The organism is Pseudoalteromonas sp. EB27 (genome assembly GCF_001974875.1).
In the GTDB taxonomy this organism is placed as follows: Bacteria; Pseudomonadota; Gammaproteobacteria; order Enterobacterales; family Alteromonadaceae; genus Pseudoalteromonas.
Window position 1 is genome coordinate 175409 of sequence record NZ_MTQD01000003.1, and the last position, 20139, is coordinate 195547.

At 38.2% G+C, this 20139-nt stretch carries 19 protein-coding genes; 15 read left to right on the forward strand and 4 right to left on the reverse strand.

Going from position 1 to position 20139, the window contains the following annotated elements; translation table 11 throughout:
* Nucleotides 1–26 precede the first annotated feature (26 nt).
* Together BW142_RS05090 and BW142_RS05095 are read right to left on the reverse strand one after the other, a co-directional pair.
* Nucleotides 27–914: a LysR family transcriptional regulator gene (locus BW142_RS05090; protein ID WP_002961689.1), complete on the reverse strand. Its 888-nt coding sequence runs from the start codon at nt 912–914 to the stop codon at nt 27–29.
* 420 nt (nt 915–1334) lie between these two features.
* Complete coding sequence (locus BW142_RS05095; protein ID WP_076924106.1) at nt 1335–3704, reverse strand: EAL domain-containing protein; 2370 nt, start codon at nt 3702–3704, stop codon at nt 1335–1337.
* A gap of 289 nt (nt 3705–3993) precedes the next feature.
* Between BW142_RS05095 and pyrC the strand changes: the two genes are divergently transcribed.
* From pyrC to BW142_RS05140, 9 genes are all read left to right on the forward strand, one after another.
* Entirely contained in the window at nt 3994–5046 is a 1053-nt protein-coding gene (gene pyrC / locus BW142_RS05100) for a dihydroorotase (protein WP_076924107.1), read from the forward strand.
* Between the two features lie 440 nt (nt 5047–5486).
* Complete coding sequence (locus tag BW142_RS05105; RefSeq protein ID WP_002961702.1) at nt 5487–5690, forward strand: cold-shock protein; 204 nt, start codon at nt 5487–5489, stop codon at nt 5688–5690.
* Between the two features lie 1099 nt (nt 5691–6789).
* Entirely contained in the window at nt 6790–7560 is a 771-nt protein-coding gene (locus tag BW142_RS05110) for a DUF3450 domain-containing protein (RefSeq protein WP_076924108.1), read from the forward strand.
* A gap of 6 nt (nt 7561–7566) precedes the next feature.
* A complete protein-coding gene (locus BW142_RS05115; RefSeq protein WP_076924109.1) occupies nt 7567–8931 on the forward strand; it encodes a MotA/TolQ/ExbB proton channel family protein in 1365 nt (454 codons plus the stop codon).
* A complete protein-coding gene (locus tag BW142_RS05120) occupies nt 8931–9455 on the forward strand; it encodes a MotA/TolQ/ExbB proton channel family protein (RefSeq protein ID WP_002961709.1) in 525 nt (174 codons plus the stop codon). Before BW142_RS05115 ends, BW142_RS05120 begins: the two co-directional genes overlap by 1 nt.
* 14 nt (nt 9456–9469) lie before the next feature.
* On the forward strand, nt 9470–9874 hold the full coding sequence (locus BW142_RS05125) for a biopolymer transporter ExbD (RefSeq protein WP_076924110.1): 405 nt from the start codon (nt 9470–9472) through the stop codon (nt 9872–9874).
* On the forward strand, nt 9874–10491 hold the full coding sequence (locus BW142_RS05130; protein ID WP_007583869.1) for an energy transducer TonB: 618 nt from the start codon (nt 9874–9876) through the stop codon (nt 10489–10491). The genes BW142_RS05125 and BW142_RS05130 overlap by 1 nt, the downstream gene beginning before the upstream one ends.
* An 11-nt stretch (nt 10492–10502) precedes the next feature.
* Nucleotides 10503–11762, forward strand: coding sequence for a hypothetical protein (locus BW142_RS05135; protein WP_076924112.1), 1260 nt, complete (start codon nt 10503–10505; stop codon nt 11760–11762).
* A 61-nt stretch (nt 11763–11823) separates the two neighbouring features.
* Complete coding sequence (locus tag BW142_RS05140; RefSeq protein ID WP_076924114.1) at nt 11824–12867, forward strand: hypothetical protein; 1044 nt, start codon at nt 11824–11826, stop codon at nt 12865–12867.
* A 16-nt stretch (nt 12868–12883) separates the two neighbouring features.
* Here the strand turns inward: BW142_RS05140 and BW142_RS05145 are convergent, their stop codons facing one another.
* Together BW142_RS05145 and BW142_RS05150 are read right to left on the reverse strand one after the other, a co-directional pair.
* Nucleotides 12884–13210, reverse strand: coding sequence for a conjugal transfer protein TraR (locus BW142_RS05145; RefSeq protein ID WP_076924115.1), 327 nt, complete (start codon nt 13208–13210; stop codon nt 12884–12886).
* Between the two features lie 61 nt (nt 13211–13271).
* Entirely contained in the window at nt 13272–14252 is a 981-nt protein-coding gene (locus BW142_RS05150) for a tRNA-dihydrouridine synthase (protein ID WP_076924117.1), read from the reverse strand.
* Nucleotides 14253–14477: 225 nt separating this feature from the next.
* On the opposite strand from BW142_RS05150, the gene BW142_RS05155 reads away from it, so the two are divergent.
* The 6 genes from BW142_RS05155 to dnaX all read left to right on the forward strand — a co-directional run bounded on the left by BW142_RS05155 (nt 14478) and on the right by dnaX (nt 20113).
* Nucleotides 14478–14975: a hypothetical protein gene (locus BW142_RS05155; protein ID WP_076924118.1), complete on the forward strand. Its 498-nt coding sequence runs from the start codon at nt 14478–14480 to the stop codon at nt 14973–14975.
* Nucleotides 14976–15042: 67 nt separating this feature from the next.
* Nucleotides 15043–15900 (forward strand): DUF692 domain-containing protein, encoded by an 858-nt coding sequence (locus BW142_RS05160; RefSeq protein ID WP_076924119.1) that lies wholly within the window; start codon nt 15043–15045, stop codon nt 15898–15900.
* Nucleotides 15901–15936: 36 nt separating this feature from the next.
* A complete protein-coding gene (locus BW142_RS05165) occupies nt 15937–16689 on the forward strand; it encodes a putative DNA-binding domain-containing protein (RefSeq protein ID WP_076924120.1) in 753 nt (250 codons plus the stop codon).
* A gap of 72 nt (nt 16690–16761) precedes the next feature.
* Complete coding sequence (locus BW142_RS20905; RefSeq protein ID WP_002962301.1) at nt 16762–16884, forward strand: hypothetical protein; 123 nt, start codon at nt 16762–16764, stop codon at nt 16882–16884.
* 172 nt (nt 16885–17056) lie between these two features.
* The gene (gene apt / locus BW142_RS05170) at nt 17057–17602 is read left to right on the forward strand and encodes an adenine phosphoribosyltransferase (RefSeq protein ID WP_007375861.1); all 546 of its coding nucleotides are present in this window, start codon (nt 17057–17059) and stop codon (nt 17600–17602) included.
* Nucleotides 17603–17605: 3 nt separating this feature from the next.
* Nucleotides 17606–20113 carry a DNA polymerase III subunit gamma/tau gene (gene dnaX, locus BW142_RS05175; RefSeq protein WP_076924121.1) on the forward strand — a complete coding sequence of 836 codons (2508 nt, stop codon included), beginning with the start codon at nt 17606–17608 and terminating at the stop codon, nt 20111–20113.
* The last annotated feature ends 26 nt before the right edge of the window (nt 20114–20139 follow it).

Here is a 20139-nt window from a genome sequence, read left to right on the forward strand (position 1 = left end):
AGCGATATTACTCATTATATTGATGATTATCGACCGTTATTTAACTTACACGTATTTAAAAAGTGACGATAAACAGGGTTGTCTTTCATGTCTTTTTTCATTGCTAAATACATAGGACGAGTAAGGCCAAGAGCACCCAAAGGAATTGACTTTATCAAGCCTTGGCTTTCATAAGGTGTAACTAGCCAATCAGGTAAAGCGGCAACGCCCATGCCGGCACTCACTAACTGAAAAATAAGTAACCCTTGATCAACCGTTTTTAACGTACCGTCAAAACGTGCATTTTGAATGAAATGCTTAAATATATCTTGGCGTTCACGTGGGATTGGGTATGAAATAATAGTTTCGTTTTTTAAATCAAGCGCTGTTACATACGCTTTTTTAGCAAGTTCATGATCCGGTGCCACAATAAGCTTTAATTTAAAATCAAATAAGTGCGCGTATTCTAGTGTGTCGGGTTCACGTATGTCAGATGTTAAAACTAAATCGAGCTCATCGCTTAGTAAGTCAGGAATCGCGTCGTAACTAAAGCCACGTTCATAATCAATTTTTATATCAGGCCAAAAGTTATTAAATTCTTTAATAGTAGGTAATAACCAATGAAAGCATGCATGGCATTCCACACTTAAACGCAGTTGAGAAATAGGCTGATTTAAGCTTTCTTTCAAACGGCATTTAGTCGCTTCCATTTTTGGCAATATTTCGTGAGCTAACTCAAGTAATAGCATTCCCTGAGGAGTAAAACGGACTGGTTGAGTTTTACGCTCAAATAATTGGCAATCTAATTTGTTCTCTAAATCTTTGATTTGATGAGATAAAGCAGACTGTGTCAAAAATAACTCTCGTGCCGTATTAACCAAAGATCCTGTTTCTTTAAGGGTTGCTATGGTTTTTAAATGTTTAATACCAATCATCTTTAAAAATTCTCATGGAAAAAGTGAGTTCAGCTCAGATTAACCACATACTACGCCTATACAAAAAACGTTTCAACGTCTAGATGGCTAAAAGTTTGCGATTTATTGTGGTTTATTACAGTTTATTGCTATGAATCGCGAAAATATTAGAATTAGTAACGATAAAAGTCATTTAAAAACTGGTTTGATGAGATTCAGATGAGTTTGCCTCATGTTGTATTTTAAGTATATCGATTGCAGTGTGCTTTACATGAGCGTAAATTTTGACCATGTTGATAACTGTATGAGGCGGGGTTTGTTGAATGTTTACTTTAGATTGTGGTTTAAAAAATAGAGTCGCTTTACTGTTTTGCTTTAGTTTAGCTCAATGGATGAGTATATACGTAATACCTAAGCCAGCGACCAACTCGCTGGCTCTTTTTATAAGGGTTTATTAATTAGTAATATAGCTTCTTTGGCAGTAACTGGTTTCGACTTTAAAAAGCCTTGGCCGTAATCGCATGCGGTCGATTGTAAAATCGCTAATTGTTCAGATGTTTCTATTCCCTCAGCAACAACTCCAAGCTTTAATGATTGAGCAAGTGATAAAATTGCTTCAACAAGTGGGTTGGTGGAATCTTGTAGGTGGTCAATAAAACTTTTATCTATTTTTAAAATATGAATAGGCAGTTGGTGCAAGTAGCCAAGTGCTGAATAACCCGTTCCAAAATCGTCAAGGCACAATTTTACTTTTAAAGGTGAAAGACCTTCTATTATTTGAGTGGCGAGTTCTAGATTTTCTATTAAGCCTGATTCGGTAATTTCTAAACATAAAGAACCCAGAGGTAATTGGTACTTATTATAAATAGAATGTATTTGCGCTACAAAATCGAGGCTTGCAAAATGTCGTGACGACACATTAACCGTTACTTTCAAAAAGCGATGACCTTGCTGGTGCCAATTGGAAATCTGCTGAGCGGCTAAATCAAGTAAATGTAAATCAAGATTTATAATTTGCCCTGTAGTTTCAGCTATCGGTATAAAGTCATTAGGGGGTACAAATCCTTTTTTAGGGTGATGCCAGCGCACAAGTGCTTCAAAACCAATAACCTCACTTGTGGTAATTGTAAAAATTGGCTGAAAATAGAGTTCAAATTCATTGTGTTCTATACCGTGTTGCAAGTCATTTTCGATATCCGCATGGGTTTTAAGTTTTTTACGCATCGTGTTATTAAAAAACTTAACTTGTCCACGCCCAGTGGATTTTGCTTCATACATAGCAGCATCAGCTTGTTGCAATAATATATAAGCTTTATCGTTTATGTTGTCGGTATAGGCAATACCAATACTAGTAGAGGCCTGAAGTAAGTGGCTATCTACATTTATAGGTTTTGATAATGCGCTTTTAATTCTGTTTAAAGCTTCATTAACTTGGTTTTTATGTGTAATATTTTCCATGAAAATAGCAAATTCATCACCACCTAAACGAGCGAACGTATCAGTGCCTCTTACTGTACTTTTAATTAAGTCGCATATTTTTATAAGAAAATGGTCTCCGACTTCATGCCCCAATGAATCATTAATACTTTTAAAACGGTCAAAATCTAGATACAACAGGGCATGGCTAGTACTCTTTTTAGCGCGCGTTAAACGTAAAATAGCATGCTTTATTCGCTCAATGAGTAATGAGCGGTTAGCAAGGCCAGTAAGTTCGTCATGTAATGCTTTATGTTCGAGCTCTTGTCGGGCTAGTTGCCTATCTAATGCCATACTGATTTGGCGACTGACATAGGTGAGAAGAGCACTGTCGTGCTCGTTGTAGTGCAGCGTTCTATCATAGCTTTGTACAACAATAACACCGCTTATTCGATCACTTGTTTTAAATGGAACACCTAACCATGACTCAGATTGTCTTCCCACCATTTTAAAGTCACCGTTATTAATATGACTTTGAAAGGCGTCTTTGTTGAGTAATAAGGTTTGTTCTGTTTGCAGTAGATAATATGAAGCAGTGTCTTTTAGCTGCTCTTTAGATATTTTTTGATGTGTTTTGGTGTTAATGCCTTCTTCGACTATGTAAACAAGGTCAAGTATATCTACTTTTTTATCATATAAAGCGATAAAAAAATTATCAGCACGAAGTAGGTTGTTGATAATTGAATGCAGGGCTTCAAAGAAGGTATCTAAGTCGTTAGCTTTGTAGGTCAGGTTAGCTATTTGCAATAAGCTATTTTCTAATTTTTGTGCGTTGTTGAGCTGCTCAACGGTTTTTTGTAAGTTATTTACCGTATTTACCTGATTGATTTTAGCACTGAGTAAGTGGGCAACTGTTGTAAGTATTTCGAGGTGTGCGTTGGTAAAGTAGGCTTTAATAGGGTGCTCACAATCAATAACACCTAAAACTTGTTCTTTATATATAAGAGGCACGCATAGTTCTGATTGGGCAGGGCGCTCATCAGCAATGTAACGATGGTCTTTTGTTACATCATCGATAATTACGGCTTTGCCAGTAGTTGCAACAGCCCCAGTAATACCTTCACTAAAGCGTATTACTTTACGTTCGGCTTGATATTTGTCACGGGCGTGAGCAATACCCATAGATGCAACTTGATTTAATGTATAAGCATTGTTGTCGGCAAGGTAAATCACACAATCAACAAACCCTAAACGGTTAACAACGTGCGTTGTAACATACTCAAATAGCTCGTCTAGTGTATCGAGTTGCAATAAGCTGGATGAAAATTGATTAATAATACTCAGTTGATCAGTTTTTATCTCAAGTGCTTTTGTAGCATCATTTTTGTAAGACATAGGCAATTTATATTATTCTTTTTATTTTTAAATACAGGGCTAAGTTAACCTAATCTCGGATTTTGTACAAAATAAAGCGATGAGTGGTTTTAATTAGCTGTAAACTTTTACAACGAATGACTTTAATTAATTGTAAATAATAACAAAGGCTAATGCCAATTGAATTAGAGTACTAAGCTTTAACTAACAGCTCAGTAATGTAATCGACATACGCATTATTTTTAATAAAATCTTTACTCGAAAACCTCATATGCCTATGATCGGATAAATTCAGCCGTGGAACAAAGTAATGACAAGTAACAATACAAATTCTGTAACAACCCTTACTATCACTCGCCCAGATGACTGGCATGTACATTTACGTGATGGCGACCAGTTAAAAGATACTGTACGAGACATTAGCAGATACATGGGCCGCGCTATTATTATGCCAAACCTTGTTCCGCCGGCAACGTGTACTGATACCGCTCTTTCTTATCGAGAGCGCATTATGGCAGCAGGTCCAAAAGGTGTCTTTGAGCCTTTAATGGTGCTCTACCTTACTGATAAAACGACACCAGAAGAAATAAAAAAAGCCAAAGCAACGGGAAAAATAGTAGCTGCAAAGCTCTATCCTGCTGGCGCTACAACTAATTCTGACTCGGGTGTTACATCAGTAAAAAATATTTATCCTGTTTTAAAAGCAATGCAAGAAGTAGGTATGTTGCTGTTAGTACACGGAGAAGTTACCGATTCATCAATTGATATTTTTGACCGTGAAAAAGTATTCTTGGATACGATTTTAGGGGATGTTGTGAGTGACTTTCCAGAACTTAAAATTGTGCTAGAGCATATTACAACTAAAGATGCAGTAGAGTTTGTCGTTAATGCACCTAGCAATGTAGCAGCAACAATTACAGCTCATCACTTACTTTATAATCGTAATCATATGTTAGCCGGTGGAATTCGCCCACATTATTATTGTTTGCCAATTCTCAAGCGTAATATTCACCAGCAAGCATTAATGGCCGCAGCTATAAGTGGAAATAAAAAATTCTTCTTAGGAACTGATTCTGCACCACATTATAAAGATAAAAAAGAAGCTGCGTGTGGTTGTGCTGGAGCATATACGGCTCATGCCGCTATTGAGTTGTACGCGGAAGCATTTGAAGATGCGGGAGCTCTGGATAAGCTTGAAGGGTTTGCAAGCCACTTTGGCCCTGACTTTTATGATTTACCACGTAATACCGATACAATTACATTGCAAAGAAAACCATGGCAAGTACCAGCAAGCTTCACTTTAGGCGACTCTGAAGTTGTGCCTATAAAAGCTGAGGATACTATTGATTGGTCTGTTGAATAGCTAATATTATATATTTAAACCAAAAGCCGCCTAATTTTTTAGGCGGCTTTTTTGTTTGTGTTTTCGATATTATTGAGGCGTTATTTGACTGTATGGCGGTTGTAGGGAGTTTTTATACGGGCTTATAGCAATATATATTACAATAATACTTTATAGTTTTTGCTTGTAAATTAGTCAGTTAAAGGCGATTCAAAACAAATTTATATTTTTAATAAATAATTCCCAATTAATAGAGCGAAAAAAAATATAATGTGTTAATCTTACCTTGCTTTGAGTTTTTATGTATTGAATTTACGGATATTGTGCTGCGTTTAAGGTTACCGGTTAGGTTATTACTTGTTCCTGTACTGTACCTCCATATTTTTGAGCATTGACTCAGGGAGGATATTGCCATAATAATATGGCTGAATTTTAATTATTGACTTACAGGAAAATTTAGTATGTCGGTTACTGGTAAAGTAAAGTTTTTCAACGAAGCTAAAGGCTTTGGTTTCATTGAACAAGAAAATGGTCCTGACGTGTTTGTACATTTCAGCGCAATCACTGGTTCTGGTTTTCGCACTCTTAGCGAAGGTCAAGCAGTGACATTCAGCATCAAACAAGGTCAAAAAGGCCCTGAAGCTGAGAACGTAGAAGCAGCATAATTTATTATGTGAACTCTAGTTCATCTTGGTGAAGCAGTTCTCTGTTTCACCATAATTCCCCCCCTCCTTAATCTACTTTATTTTACACTTTACAAATTCCTGCATTTAAAATATCTAGTTCATCTTTATTTCAATATACATCAAAAAACTTTAGCTATTCGAATAACCCAACAAGTTAAATCACTTTCTAGCGCTGTTAAAGCATTTCCTATAATTATGCAAAATAATCTTAAACTGATACCAATTCAACCCCGAGATAATTCTTAATTAATTTGACGAATTAAGCTTGGCATTAACCAGATAAAAAATTCTGATATACGGCTGCATGGATGTAGGAGGTGGTGCAGCAGCCTAAATAGACAAGAGAGCTAATTGTTATCAATAAGGTTTTATTACCCCAAAATAGATAGCGTAATTAAGAAAATTGGTATTCCTCGTGATTAGCTTAGATATTGGCTAACTTTAAGCTTTAAATAATATGAAATATTTTTGGAGCGACGAGTGGGGTTCGTCTAATTATCAACAGTTATTGATTTACTAAATAAACCTGTCGTTAAGGTTATTATTACTATTTACGGGAAATACATTTTAATAGGAATTTTAAAAAGTACGAACGTGAAGTAGGTGCTTTTAATATTAGCGGTTACGCGGTGTTGTTTTTTTGTGCGATAAATGGTTTGTTTTTTCAGATGAAGTGTTGTTGGGGAGATAAAATGTACTGAAATCGTTTAAAAAATAACTTTTACGATATCTATCTATATTTTTTTTTGTTTTTTTTCAGTGCGAATTCAGCTTTAGCTAAATGTTGCAATAATGTTGTTTTATGTCAGTACAATGCGAATAAATACACCCCTTAAAAGGCTTTAATTGAAATATTAAGAAAAAGGTTAGTTGCAATAATGTTAACATTTGCGTGCTAGTACTTTTGTTTAAGCATTAACTTAGCTATTTATTTGCAGAGATTAGTAAACATCAAGTTGACAGCGCTAATTGCATTTAGCATTATTGGAAGGTTGATATCTATTAAAAGATATCAGGGTTGTTCTCTTCGGAGGATAATTAAATTATAAAAGTAACATTACTTAATTGGTTGGGAACTATGTCTGTTAAAATCAGAAAGAGTCTTGTAGCAACTGCGTTGGTTGGCGCTTTTGCATTTGCAAGCAGCAATGTGATTGCAGATCCTTTGAATGACGTGCAAAAAGCAGGTCAACAAATTCAAAAGGCTGCGGTTAAGTCTCAAACTAAAATTGACAATGTATATGGTCAAACTCAGGAGCTAATCGCTGAGTACCGTAGCGTTGTTGATGAGACTGAACTAATGAAAGTGTATAACGATCACGTGTCGCGCTTGGTTGATAGCCAAAACGCGTCTATTGAATCGTTTGATCGTCAAATCGCTACGATTGATAACACGAAACAAAACGTTGTGCCTTTGATGTATCGCATGATCGATACGCTTGAGCAATTCATCAAAGCGGACGTTCCATTTAATCTAGAAACGCGTTTAGCACGTGTTGAAAGACTACGTGAAATCATGGTTTCTGCGTCTGTAACGACGTCTGAAAAATTCCGTCAAGTACTTGAATCGTACACTATTGAAACAGCGTACAGCTCACTTGTATCTGCTTCACAAGGTACTCTAGAAGTTGATGGCAAGAGCATTAACGTTGATATCGGTCAGTTAGGTCGTATCACTTACGTTGCTCAGTCATTTGACTTGAAACATGCTTGGGTGTGGGATAACAATACTAAACAGTGGAAAGAATTAGGTGAAGAATACCTAAAACCTGTTAAAGAAGTTATTCGTATGGCGCGTAAGCAAGCGACATTAGAACTTGTTAAACTACCTATCTTTGGCGCGGAGTAATCAATAATGAAGAAACTATTTAAAGGTTTTGCTGTTGCAGCAGTACTAACTGTTTCTGCAGGTACCGCGCTTAATGCACATGCAAATACTGGAGCTCTAGATAAAATTCTTGAGCAAGTAAAGCAAGAGCGTATCTCTGAAGGTAAAATTAATAAGCAACGTGAGCAAGAGTTCTTATCAGAACGTGCTGACAAGCAATCTTTACTTAACAAAGCTAAAAGCGAACTTGCTTCTGAGAAGTCTCGTGGTGAAAGCTTAGCTAAGCAATATGCACAAAATGAAAATACATTAGCTGAAAAAGAAGCAGCTCTGCAAAGTGCTCAAGGTACTTTGGGTGAGATGTTTGGTGTTGTACGTCGTGCAGCTCAAGACGCTATTGGTTCTATCGAAGCATCACTAGTTAGTGCTGAGAAACCTGGCCGTGCAGAAATCTTACGTTCATTAGCTGCTGCTAAAGAACTTCCAACTGTTCGTGAACTTGAAGAACTTTGGATTTCACTTCAAACAGAAATGACTGAATCAGCTAAAGTTTCGACTTTTGAAACTGAAGTTGCTGGTCTTGATGGTAACCCGTCAATGAAGAAAGTAACACGTATCGGTAACTTTAACTTAGTTACAGATGATGGTTACTTAATCTACTCACCAGAAACTAAGTCTATTCAGCCTCTAGGTAAACAACCAGATGGTTATATTTTAGACGGTATCGCTGAGCTTGAAAATACATCATCAGATAACTACGCTGGTGTTTATATCGATCCGACTCGTGGTGCTATCTTACGTATCAACACTCAAAAAGCGACACTTATGGAATACTTCCATCAAGGTGGCGTAGTTGGTTATATCATTACAGCTTTACTAGCTTTAGGTATGCTAATTACTCTAATTCGTTTTGTTGACCTTACACTTACTACTAGTAAGATTAAGAGCCAGCTTAAAAATGTTGCTACACCGAATACAAATAACCCACTGGGCCGTATTCTTAAAGTTTACCATGACAACAAGAACCAAGATGTTGAAAACCTTGAGCTTAAACTTGATGAAGCGATTCTTCGTGAAACGCCACGTATCGAAGCTGGTATCAATATAATTAAGATTCTTGCTGCAATCGCACCATTACTTGGTCTACTAGGTACAGTAATCGGTATGATCCTAACGTTCCAAACAATCACATTGTTCGGTACGGGTGATCCGAAGATCATGGCAGGTAACATCTCTCTAGCACTTGTAACTACAGCGCTAGGTCTAATTGCTGCATTACCACTAATTCTACTTCATGCTCTTGTAGCCGGTCGTAGTAAGTCGGTATTACACATCCTTGATGAGCAAAGCGCGGGTATCGTTGCTACTCACGCGGAGAAGGAGAAAGCCTAATGCTAGTCCTGATGGAGATATGGGAATCTATCAGGGATTTTGTTGGCACAGGCGGCCAGGTTTTATACGTGGTCGCGATAGCACTCTTTCTGATGTGGGTTTTAATGATTGAGCGCTATTGGTTCCTACTTGCAGAATTTCCTCGCACAGCGAAAGAAATTGTAGCAAAGTGGGATGCCCGCCAAGACACTACGTCTTGGTACGCACACAGAATCCGTGAAGCATGGATTTCTGAAGCGTCTGAAAAATTAGATCAGCGTATGTTGTTGATTAAGACATTAGTAGCTGTTTGTCCTTTAATAGGCTTACTTGGTACTGTTACTGGTATGATCTCGGTTTTTGAAACCATGGCCAACCAGGGCACAGGTAATGCACGTTTAATGGCATCAGGTATTTCAATGGCAACAATCCCAACAATGGCTGGAATGGTTGCGGCATTATCTGGAGTATTTTTTAGCTCACGTCTTGAGACAAAAGCTAAAATGGTGAAAGCCAAACTTATTGATAGTATGCCTCATCACTAGAGAGAGAATTAAATATGGCACGTAAACAACGTTTTCGTGAAGAAGAAGAAGCTGCGGTTGATATGACGCCAATGCTTGACATCGTATTTATCATGCTTATTTTCTTTATCGTAACTACATCGTTCGTTAAAGAGGCTGGTATCGAGGTCAATAAACCAAAAGCTGCCCAAGCTACTAAGCAAAAAAATGCTAACATTTTTATTGCTATTCGTGGTAACGGCGAAATCTGGGTTGATAAACAACAAATTGATGTTGAGCGTATTTCAGCAAAAATCGAAAGTTTATTAGCAGAGCAACCTACCGAAGTTGTAATTATACAAGCTGATAAAGAAGCTAAACACGGTACGGTAGTTAAAGTTATGGACCAGATTAAAGCGACGGGTGACAACCTTAGAATTTCAATAGCTGGAGATCAGTAATGATTCGTTTTCTGTTTTCACTGATTGCAGGTGGGGCAGTTACTTTCGGCTTGTTCTACTTCATGGCCTTCCTCATCTCTGGTGGGGCTGACCGTAATACGGAACAAAAAGAGCAGATCATAGTCGAAATAATGACGAATCCGCCTGAATCTAAGGTGCAGGAGAGGAAGCGTGTACCGCCTCCTCCTCCACCACCGCCAAAGCAGCCGCCTAAACCGCAGCCGCCACAGCCGGAAAATAATAATCCAAACCCTGGTGCTATGTCATTTAACATGGGTAGCATTGATGTTGGTAGTTCAGCTGGTGGACTAAGTGGTCCTGGTGCATTTGGACGAGATGGTGATGCGACACCGATCGTTCGTATAGAGCCAAAATATCCAACGCAAGCAGCGCGAGATGGTAAAGAAGGTTGGGTTCAACTTTCATTCACAATTGATGAGTTAGGTGGAGTAACTGACGTTGAAGTAATTGACGCAGATCCGAAGCGTATCTTTGACCGTGAAGCTAAACGTGCACTGCGTAAGTGGAAGTACCGTCCTAAGATCATTGACGGAAAACCACAGAAACAACCAGGTTTACAAGTTCAATTAGACTTTAAACTTAACCAAGGCAACTAAGGAGGCGAGTAATGAGAAATTTTTCTAAAGTAACTGCTCTTGCAATTCTTATGTCTGTGACTGGTGCTACTTTAAGTGCATCTGTTTTAGCAGCGCCAGATTACGCAAAGATTGAAGAGCGTAAGAAAGCAAAAACTAAAATCATGGGCGAGCGTACTGGTAAAAAAGTAATTAAAGCGTTTGACTTGTACAACGAAGAAAAAGTTGATGAAGCAATTGTTTTGCTTAGAGAGATTGACCCTTCTAATGACTTTGACAAGGCGACCGTAAATCGTTACTTAGGTAGCATGTACGCTCAAAAAGAAAAGTATGACGAAGCGATTAAATATTCTAAACAAGCCGTTGCGCCTGATGTTTTAAACTTTGCTGATCAAGAACAAACTCTAAAGCTGCTAGGTGATTTATATGCCGGTACAGAAAAGTATCAAGAAGCTAAGAAAGCTTATGTTACTTGGATGGACTTTACCGGTGAAGAAGATCCTACTGTTTACACACGTATTGCCCAAGCTAACTATCAGCTAGGACAATTCCGTGATGTTTTTGAACCAGCAGATAAGGCAATAAAGCTTCAAAAAGAGCCTAATAAAGGCCCTTTCCAATTAAAACTGGGTGCATACTTTGAACTTAAAGATTATGCAAACATGGTTACAATTGGCGAAGAGATTGTTCGTGTATGGCCTGATGATAAAAAAGCTTGGGTTAGCTTAGGTAAGTATTACCTACAAACCGAGGATTATTCTAAAGGTTTAGCAACTATGGAAGTTGCATACAAGAATGGTTACTTTGAAAATGAAGTTGAATATAAAGTCTTATCTAACTTTTACTCTTTAAATGAGATCCCTTTTAAAGCAGCTGTGACGCTAGAAAAGGCCATTAAGAGTGAAAAGGTAAAACGTACTAAGCAGAATGTTAGCGCGATTGCTAGTAACTATCATCGCTCTAAGGATCTAGAAAAAGCTGCTAAGTATTACGAAGAAGCTGCTAAATTTGACGACGACGCCGAGCTTTTCCGCAAAGCTGGTTCGTTACTTTTACAATCTGAAAAATTCAGTGCTGCTATTGTTCGTTTGAACAAAGCATTAGAGCTTGGCTCTGATAAAAAGGGTACTATTTATTCAGATTTAGCTGAGGCGTATTACTACCAAGGTAAGTATAAGCAAGCATATGCTGCAATTACTAAAGCTATGGATGACCCTCGCACGCGTAAGTTTGCAAAAGGTTGGTCTACATATATTAAAGATAAAGCCGCTCGCAACGGTGTTAAAATTTAATTTTATTTAGCTAAAGCAACTTATAAAAAGCCCCTCTGGGGCTTTTTTTATTGGAACTACTATGTATAAAAAGCTCTCTTTTTCATTATTACTGTGCCTATTTTTAGCTGCATGTTCAAAGCAGCCTCAATCTTATGAGTCATTTGAAGATGCGCAAGTCGCTTTAAAAACTTTAAACATGGCACTTGTACAACCAGGCGCTAAAAAAACCGATAGAATTACTAAAGAGCAATTGGTGTTCTCTGATGCATATTTAGCTAAACGTCATACTATTTATCAGAACTTAATGGGTATGGACCTTAATCTCAATCAAATTGCACAAGTAAACTATTTGGTTATTGCAGAGCGTTTTCCTGAGCGCTATTTTAATTGGCCGGCTCAAGTCGATGTATTAAAAAACATGCTTGCTTTCGAGGACTCAAAAAGTACACCTGATAATGTTATTACTTGGCTTAAGTTAACCCAAGATACGCTAGACAGTGCAAAACAAAGCAATTTAAAGCTGAATAAAATTGAGCTCACATTATTACAAAGCTATGTATTGAGTGCTATAGGAAGTAATGATGCTCAACCAGCACTTAAGAGTCATATAAGAGCTTTTAGCGATTATTTAGCTAGTTATAAGCCCAGAGGCAGTGTTGGTTTAAGAGGGCTTCCAAATGGAACACAGTGGTATCAGAGCAAGCTTAATTACTTCAGTGGCGAAGTACACTCACCGCTAGAATGGGTTACTCTTCTTAATGAAAAAATAAAAGTATCAGAGCATGTAGTATTCGATAGCAAATTGTCTACCTCTCATCAAACATCATTTGTAGTAAAGTATCTCTCGGATGAAAAGTTAATAGAGGGACTTGATTGGCAGTCTGCTTATCTAGACTTACCGGCAATGGCGAGCAATATGAACATGTCCGATAAAGATAAAACTCTTATGCTTGCAATGATGGAATCAGATATTGGCATTCATTACCATGCGTGGACTTTGCCACAAGCAAAGGTGAATCTTATGAAACGCTTAGAAATAAGCCAAGAAGAGGCCCAATATTTAGTTGAAGATATATTACTTTATCCTGGACAATCATTTAGCTTTATACAGCAACTGATGTAATAACTTTTAAGTGCGCTCATGATGCGCACTTTGTACATCGTTGAATTGCAGGGTCTTGTTCAAGCAATTTGGCTGATATCTTTTCTTCACAGTCACAGCAGTAACCGTATTGGCCAATTTCTATTTGGCTTACTGCTGCTTCTAGTTTAGTCATGCGATTGATTAAAAGCGCATATTCAGGCCCTAGTTTCTGTGCTGCACAGTCTAACCATTCATTGTTTGCTGTACTGTTTAAAATTTTTATTAAATGCTGGTGTGCCGGATAGGCTGATTGAGAAAGCATAGTTAATATATGCAATTTAACTTGTGCTATTTCATCGTTTAGAATCTTTTGATGATGCATTATCAGTACAACCTTATTAAATTGTCTTTTCGTTATACTGATATTATCTAGATGCTTTAATCTAGCCGTTATGATTTGAATCAAGTTGCGGTGCTTTGGCGTATTTATTTAATACGCTTGCCACATCTTCTTTACTTTTTAAACGTCTGATTTCATCAAATAAATCGATCGCTTGCGGGTATTGGCGTTTAAGGTAACCTAGCCATTGCTTTGTACGAGAAGCAAAGTACTTTACATCTTTTGCAGGGTCTTGATGAATAGCAGAGTGGATTAAGTGATAAATAATATGCTCCCATTGAAGGCCATCATATTGTTCGTTATTTACATGAGCTTTAATTTTTTTTGCTAGATCAGGGTGCGAAAGGGCGCCACGACCAAGCATTAAATCAGTGCATCCACTACGTTTTTGGCAAAGCATCGCGTCTTCAACTTGCCAAATTTCACCATTAGCAACTACGGCAATGTTTTTATCTTTTATTATTGGCGGAATTTTTTCCCAATATGCTGGCGGGTTATAGCCATCACGTTTGGTCCTAGCATGTATAGCTATACTATTTGCGCCCGCACTTACCACAGCATCAACTATTTCTTGGCTATTACTGTCATCATCAAATCCTAAGCGAATTTTTGCACTTACTTCATGTTTATCATCTACAGCGTCTCGGACTGCTTTGATAATAGTGTACATATGATCAGGATCTTTAAGTAGTACAGCGCCTCCTCGACTACGATTTACAGTTTTTGCTGGGCAGCCAAAGTTAAGGTCGACCCCATGAGATCCTAAAGCAATTGCTCTTACTGCATTTTCGGCTAACGGATTTGCTTCTTGGCCGAGCAACTGAACACGCACAGGAGTACCTGCTCGCGTAAATCCATTATTATGTAGTTCAGGGCAAAATCGATGAAAAACTTTGTCAGGTAAGCATGTTTCAACCACTCTTACAAACTCTGTAACGCACAGATCGAACCCGCCAATATCAGTGAGTAATTGGCGCATTTTAAAATCAACGACACCTTCCATAGGCGCTAAAACAAGTTTCATAAGGTGATTAATTTTGATAAAAAACTGGACGCATAGTTTACCTGTAAATCACACATTGATAAATCTGTAATTACCAACCATATTTAACGTAGAAACCGCAAAAGTAAATATTATGAAAATAAATGAAAGTTTTTATTCTTGTACAGGTCTACTTAAGCATACAAGCAATTTAAAATACTTTTTTATTGCTGAGATTTACAATACTTGATTAAAGAGAGTCACAAAATGAATACAGTTAAAAAAAATACAATCGCGTTAACTTTAGGTGCAGTAGTTGTTGGCTCTGCAAGCTTTGTATCTGCAGATGTACAGGCTAACCCATTTGAGTTTCAACAATTAGTGACAGGTTACCAACTTGACGCTAAAGAAGGCAAGTGCGGCGAAGGTAAATGTGGCGGCGATGCAAAAGATGCAAAAGCTAAAATAGAAGGCAAGTGCGGCGAAGGTAAATGTGGCGGCGACGCAAAAGATGCAAAAACCAAAACAGAAGGCAAATGTGGCGAAGGTAAATGTGGCGGCGATGCAAAAGATGCAAAAGCTAAAACAGAAGGCAAGTGCGGCGAAGGTAAATGTGGTGGCGACGCAAAAGATGCTAAAGGCATGAAAGCTAAAGCTGAAGGTAAGTGCGGCGAAGGTAAATGTGGCGGCGACGCAAAAGATACTAAAGGCGCTAAAGCTAAAGCGGAAGGCAAGTGCGGTGAAGGTAAATGTGGCGGCCGTTAATTTCTTATTCTAAATAAGTTATGCTAAAAGGGCCTTAAGGCCCTTTTTTGATAAGTTAGAGGTAGTTATGACACAAGTTCAGAGTACAGATTTCGGGATGGTGGGCCTTGGCCTACGACGAGAAATGCTTGGTGAGCTCCTTGAGCACGTACCTAATCAAGTCGATTTTTTAGAAGTTGCGCCGGAGAACTGGTTAAAACTAGGGGGGCGTTTTAAAAAACAATTTAAAACTTTAACAGATGCAAATAATTTTGTGTGTCATGGATTATCACTGTCTATCGGTTCACCCGAACCATTGGATGTTGAATTTGTTAAATCTTTAAAAGTTTTTTTTGAAGAGAACAATATAAAAATTTATAGTGAGCACTTAAGTTACTGCTCTGGCACCGGGCATATGTATGACTTAATGCCAATTCCGTTCACGCCAGATGCTATTGCACACGTTGTTCCACGTATTAAACAAGTACAGGACATACTTGAGCAACATATTGCGATAGAAAATGTTTCTTATTATGCCGCTCCTGGGCAGCAGTTATCTGAGCTGGAATTTACAAATACCATTTTAGAGCAAGCAGACTGCAAGCTTTTACTTGATGTGAATAACATTTATGTGAATTCGATTAATCATGGCTATAACGCACAAGCGTTTTTAGCTGGGTTACCCTCTAATCGTATTGCCTATGGGCACGTTGCAGGCCATTATAATGAGGCTGATGACTTAATAGTGGATACACATGGTGCTGATGTCATTGATCCTGTGTGGAAGCTATTGGATAAGGCATATGAAGTGCATGGCGTATTTCCAACCTTGCTTGAGCGCGATTTTAATATTCCTACTATGGATGTGTTAACCAAAGAATTAGATATAATTCATGAGCTACAAGCTAAACACATTACTTCAACTTTTTCAAAACAACGAGCTTAATATAAGCCTTTATAAATATTAAAAGAGTGCCTGGTTATGAGCTTTATTGAAATACAAAACAAATTTATGGCGCATATTCGCGAGCCTAAAAATAATAATAAGCCCAGCGGTATCGAAGACAGACGTATGGCCATTTATCGCGACCTATTTTTCAATAACATTGAAGGTTTTATATCATCAGGTTTTCCGGTATTAAAAACCTTATACACCGACAAGCAATGGCAGGTACTTGTACGTCAGTTTTTTAGCGAATATGATTGTCATTCGCCGTACTTTTTAGATATAGCAGGGGAGTTTGTTAATTACTTATCTAGTGATTATAAAATGAAAGAATACGATCCTGTGTTTATGCTAGAGCTTGCCCATTACGAATGGGTAGAGCTTGATGTATCGATTGCGCATGAAGATGAGCAAGCGCAAAAATTACAAACAACAGCACTCACTAGTTCTGCTTTGTATTTATCGAAAGCGGCAAGAAATTTAAGTTATCAATTTCCAGTTCAAAATATTAGCAATCACTTTATACCTAAAGAGCCATCAGCCCAGCCTAATTGTTTTGTTGTATATAGAGATGAAGATGATGACGTTCAATTTTTGGCTACCAATGCGATGACTGCTTTATTGCTGTCAATTATCGAGGCAAGTGATGGAGCGACATTTGATGAAGTTTGCCAACAGGTATTAGCTCACGCGCCGCAATTTAATGCAGAGCAAATTGCTCAAGGTGCATTGGTTACCCTTAATGCTATGGTTGAACGCGGTGTCATTGTGACAAAAAATCAAGATTAAGGTCTTTATTGATGATTTTACATCGTCTATCATGACACCCTTATTTGCCGTGCTTAATAAAAGGTTGTACCAATGTCAGATGATAAAGACTTTAAAGATCCGTTCAACGCTACTTACTTTCTTGCTTTCTTAGCTGTATTTGCAGGGATTGGCTGTTTAAATGCAATATTAGGCTGGATCACTAGCTTAACTTAAAATGCATAGCGTTTATTAAGGCTGTTGCTTACTTCAGCCTTGAGTCTCTTTATTTCTTATTACACTCCCTACACTTAATACTTCTTTTATAATAACGCCAAACTCGCAATTAAAGGTTAGTTAAGGTTATAATCACCTGCTTTGTAATATAAACAATTGAGCAGTTAAAATTATGACTCAAGTAACACCAGCAATTATCAAAAACAGCATAACTACAATTGCTGATTATCCAAAAGCGGGCATCATGTTTCGCGATGTAACCACTTTAATGGCAAATCCAGAAGCCTTTAAAGCAACTATTGACGCATTTATCGCTGAATATAAAGATCAGGGTTTTACTAAAATAATTGGCACAGAATCACGTGGCTTTATTTTTGGTGCGCCATTGTCTTACGCGTTAGGCATTCCGTTTATTCCAGTACGTAAACCAGGTAAGTTACCACGCGAAGTTATTCGTCAAGATTACTTACTTGAATACGGTGAAGACACGCTAGAACTGCACGTTGATGCAATTGTACCTGGCGATAAAGTATTACTAGTTGATGACTTGTTAGCAACTGGTGGCACAATTGAAGCCACTGCTAAATTAGTTCATAAACTAGGTGGTGAAGCCACAGATGCTGCATTTGTTGTATCATTACCTGAACTTGGTGGCGAGCAGCGCATCAAAAAAATGGGTATTAAAATCCTAAAATTGGTTGAATTCGAAGGCGAGTAATCGATGAGTTATCAGGTTCTAGCGAGAAAATGGCGTCCTCAAACCTTTCATGAATTGGTTGGGCAGTCTCATGTTAAGCAAGCGCTTGTAAATGCGCTTACACAAAATAGACTGCATCACGCTTATTTATTCACTGGAACCCGCGGTGTAGGTAAAACGACCATTGCACGTATTTTTGCTAAAAGCTTAAATTGCGACGAAGGTATATCTGCAAATCCGTGTGGTCAATGTAGCAGCTGTTTAGATATAGAAGCAGGGCGCTACATTGATTTACTCGAAATAGATGCGGCTTCTCGAACCAAAGTAGAGGACACCCGCGAAATACTCGATAACGTTCAATATGCGCCAACGCGTGGACGTTATAAAGTATATCTAATCGATGAAGTTCACATGCTCTCAAAGCACAGTTTCAATGCACTTTTAAAAACGCTTGAAGAACCACCAGAGCATGTGAAATTTTTATTAGCGACGACCGATCCTCAAAAGTTACCCGTTACTATTTTATCTCGCTGTTTGCAATTTAACTTAAATGCGTTATCGCAAAGTGAAATTAAAACACAGCTTGAACACGTACTTACTCAAGAGCAGCTTAGCTTTGATACCGATGCACTTAGTATTATTTCAAAAGCCGCTGATGGCAGTATGCGTGATGCACTTAGCTTAACCGACCAAGCTATTGCGCAAACAAATGGTGATATTAATAATCAAGCAGTACAAACAATGCTTGGTTTAATGGATACCCATTACAGCCAAAGCTTGCTTGCAGCATTACTTGCTCAAGATGGTGCTGCATTAATGGATGAAATTGCACAAGTGGCAAGTCGTAATCCTAATTATGTGGCATTGCTTGATGATTTAATTGCACTTACGCATTTGACTCAACTAACCCAGTTAGTGCCAGAAGCGGCAGGGCTTGATGAAAAAAATGTAGATTATATTGCTCATGTTGCACAGCATACGAGCCCACAGCAAATTCAAGTTTATTATCAGTTGCTGTTAAATGGTAAAAAAGATTTACAATGGGCACCAGAGCCTCGCTTAGGTTTTGAAATGATCATGCTAAGACTATTAGCATTTAAGCCTACAGACGCTCAACAAAGTGTACCTATAGTTAATGAAGAGCCGGCTCAAAATAAGCAAGGCCGAGCAAGTGCACTGCGAGATATATTAAATAAAAATAAAACATCGCAAAATAGCTTGTCAAGTACTAGCCGTGAGCAGGTAAGTAATGCCTTGCCGGTTAATAATACCGAACAACCAAAACCAGTTGAATCAGCGCCAACGATTGCCACTGAAATATCTAATGATGAAGTCGCACAAAGTAAAAATGAACCAGCGAATGATGCAGTAGAGCAACCGGTTCAACAAACAGAAAACACTCCTGAACAACAAGTCTCAGTTAATGAGCAACCACAAGCTAATGTTGTTTCGGATGATCAAGCCCAGCGTCAAAGTGAAGATGAAGCTTATATGCAACACAGCGATGCTGAACAAACGTTAGCCTCGCAGTTTGACGATATAATGAGTAGCGCTGTAGATCAGGGCTTTAACCCTGCTACTAATACAAATTCAGATCCTTCATTAGAGCTTGCAGCTAATCAAAATGTAACTACACCAATTGCCGAGCAAGAAGCGCAAGCTCAATCGGCCATTGCCCGTATTTTACGTGACAGAAACATATCGGGTGCAGGTAGGTTATCAAGTAAGAATACAAATACATCTGCGAGTAATGTAGCAGTACAGCCAAGCCAAGCGCCTGCTAAAAAGCCTGAACAGCATCCAAGAATGCCTAAAGCCCAAGGTAGTGCAGATACAAGTGCAAGTGAGCTTAATGGCCCTTCAAGCACTACGTCTGGCGATACCCCTCCTTGGGCTACTGATAGCGCAGGTGAGAGTGAAAAAAAGCATGAGCTCCCAGTAACAGGGGGCCAAACCCAGGTACATAGTCAATCCAGCACAAAGCCAGCTAGTAAGATTGATTTTAAAGCAAAGCACCAAACAATTACCGAAAATTTAGCGCCAGAATTACTTGAGCAGATAAACCCTCAAAAAGCGCCCGAAATAGTGCCAGAGGAAGTAAGTATTCCTGCGCCTGATGATTTTCAAAGCCCAATTAGTGAAATTAGATTTGCACATCAACAAGATGAATGGGCTTATTTAATTAAACGTATGGGGCTGGGTGGTCGTATGCGCCAATTTGCACTGCATTCAATATTTACCAAGCAAGGCAACAGTTTACATATAGATGTTGATGAATCACAAAAGCATTTAGATACACCGATGCTTCGCCAAAGATTAGATGCCGCACTTTCGAGTATTTATGAGCATAACGTGTCGTTAAGTATTAATTTTGCTAAGGGAGTTATTGACTCTCCTTATCTTATTCAGCAAAAAATTGATGCAGGTCGCCATCAACAAGCAATCGATGTGATCACATCTGACGAAAACATAGTACAATTTCAGCAAGTATTTAGCGCCGAAATCGACGAAAACAGTATTCAGGCATTGTAATTACTTACAATCGCCCTTATGTTCAT